This window comes from Mesorhizobium sp. M3A.F.Ca.ET.175.01.1.1 (assembly GCF_004791945.1).
GTDB lineage: Bacteria > Pseudomonadota > Alphaproteobacteria > Rhizobiales > Rhizobiaceae > Mesorhizobium.
Genome location: NZ_SRTP01000213.1, coordinates 1 through 309 on the forward strand (window position 1 = coordinate 1; position 309 = coordinate 309).

1 protein-coding gene is annotated in these 309 nt (G+C 66.3%); it reads right to left on the reverse strand.

The genetic code is table 11. From position 1 onward, the window contains the following. The coding region (locus EN818_RS31385; RefSeq protein WP_135906690.1) for a class I SAM-dependent methyltransferase at positions 1-297 on the reverse strand (297 nt) is incomplete at its 3' end. Positions 298-309: the final 12 nt, after the last annotated feature.

Consider the following 309-nt stretch of genomic DNA (forward strand, 5'->3'; position numbering starts at 1 on the left):
GGTGCGACCCTCAAAGTTGGGTTCCACTTCGGAATCTGGCCCGAGCTGCCCATACCAGCCTGTGACCTCGAAGCCGGCTTCCTGGAGCAGGGCGGCGAACTGGACCCGGGTGTAATGGCGGTGGTGGAACCGGTATCCCTTGAAGGGGAACACCGCCTCGTTCGGCACGCTGGCGATCAGGATGCCGGCGACCTTGCGCAGCTCGCGCAGCATCGGCAGCGGATCCGCGAGGTGCTCGATGGTCTCGAAGCAGACCGCGGCGTCGAAGGCGCCGCGCTCGTACCCGGCGATTTCCATGACATCGCCGGC